The sequence below is a fragment of the Sulfuriferula multivorans genome (assembly GCF_003851125.1).
GTDB classification, from domain to species: domain Bacteria; phylum Pseudomonadota; class Gammaproteobacteria; order Burkholderiales; family Sulfuriferulaceae; genus Sulfuriferula; species Sulfuriferula multivorans.
Map to the genome: position 1 here is coordinate 1 of NZ_BGOW01000070.1, position 1665 is coordinate 1665.

Here is a 1665-nt window from a genome sequence, read left to right on the forward strand (position 1 = left end):
AGCAGCGCGATTTGAAACGAAACAGAACAGGAAATAATGATGAACTAAAAAACATCAACAGCACTTGCGAATTTGGGGAAGCCCTTGTAGTAAAGTTGAGGGGCGCGCCGCTTTTGGCGCGTCCCTCTCGAACGCAAGGTTAGGCCGCATTTTGCCCACCTATGATGCGAGTAAGTACTGCTGGTGCAATGAGTCTATGCAGTGGCGTGACCGGAAGCATATAAATTCGCCCCAGAAGGTTGTGGATGTGGACAACCGTTGTCACCGAGACGGACTGGACACCACCTTGGCCAGGAGGATGCTTGTAGACGGAGAGCACAACATCCAGATGCTTGTCGCGATCTCCCAGCAGCGCCTCATTGGGTGAATTGGAAATGAGTGTGAAGATACCTACTCGATCTCCAGGCGCATAAGCTGACGCTGGCTTTGATGGGATCAACTCTCCAAGACCACCAAGGTCTTTTAAACCGACAAACCGAACGATCTTGTTCCGCAACGTCATGAGCGAATTAACCCAAGGCGGGGTATTTGCCAAAGCAGTTAAAAAGTAGCCGAGTGCAGTGCGTCTAGTGTCGGGGACAGAAATAACGTAGCAATCGTGAAAATATGCACCGGGTAGTCGTGCGTTGATTGCACTTTCGGTTGGTACATCGGAGAATATGGCGCGTGGTTTCATTGTGGGCCTAACGTTTGACATAACCGGCTGGCGCGGCTTTATCGCGCCAGTCCGTGTTGATGGATGGGTTAGGCTGCTTGTAGTACATGACTGTTGCCTAATTGCCTAGATTGCTGAGCATAGCAACCCCCAGTGGAGCAAGGAAGAACAACGCTGCTGTGTGTTGAGCGGACAACAGCAGTTGCTTGTTTATGCGCCACGAGAACAACAACGCACCGATTGCTACGATGGCACATACGATTGTGATGGTGAATGCCGACAGCGAGGGGAACGCGGACGCAAAAGCCTGACCACCACCCAGATCTAATTTCTCAAGTGCGATGAGGGCGTCCGCCGATCGAACGTACGCAACACCGTACAAAGCGGCACAAGCAGATGAAGCGCTTGCGACCCAAAGTACGAGTACCGACTTGGTTATGAGCATAAGGTATGTGAAGCCTAAGGTCGAAAGTAAGGGGCGACACGCTTGACTGTGGGATTAGGCATGGGGCGCACCAGAGTTGAAGCGTGATTGAAGGAACTTGCCTACAAAAACTGGCAACACGACAAAAAGCAGCATGTTGATAAGGTATTGTGGGCTACGAATTAAACCATCGAATAATTGAGCATAATGGCCTTGCAGGATGTAAATGTAGAAATAGGTAAAAACCGCTAATGAAGTGAGCATGCCCAAGCGCAAAAATGTATGGCGTAGCAAAATAAAATTGACCAAAAACAGAACAAACAAGCCAGTCGCAGCAGCTAGCAAAACATTAGAAAGATGCAATAGCCAAGAACCTGTCAGTAGATTGAGATGAAGTAAATGATCTACGAGCGCCACGTAGCCAATGGCAAGCATGAACTGAATAACCTTAGCCAGAAATGAGCTTGGTGAGATATTGAGCATTGAGAATGCCTAACGAATGAAAGGGACTTCCCCGTCCCGAGGCAGCGGAGAAGTTTCCGCGAACGGCAACCAGTGCCATGATGGAATTTCGATCATTTCATCA

The 1665-nt window shown here is 49.2% G+C and carries 2 protein-coding genes; both read right to left on the reverse strand.

The features are described from left to right. Nucleotides 1-139: 139 nt before the first annotated feature. A complete protein-coding gene (locus EI185_RS17520; protein WP_124706433.1) occupies nucleotides 140-676 on the reverse strand; it encodes a DUF2867 domain-containing protein in 537 nt (178 codons plus the stop codon). 478 nt (nucleotides 677-1154) lie between these two features. Then, nucleotides 1155-1562, reverse strand: a complete 408-nt coding sequence (locus EI185_RS17525; RefSeq protein WP_124706434.1) for a hypothetical protein — start codon at nucleotides 1560-1562, stop codon at nucleotides 1155-1157. Nucleotides 1563-1665: the final 103 nt, after the last annotated feature.

What these genes read in the sequence shown, in the direction of transcription:
- EI185_RS17520 (WP_124706433.1), bottom strand. Translation starts at nt 676, where the DNA reads ATGAAACCACGCGCCATATTCTCCGATGTACCAACCGAAAGTGCAATC.
- EI185_RS17525 (WP_124706434.1), bottom strand. Translation starts at nt 1,562, where the DNA reads ATGCTCAATATCTCACCAAGCTCATTTCTGGCTAAGGTTATTCAGTTC.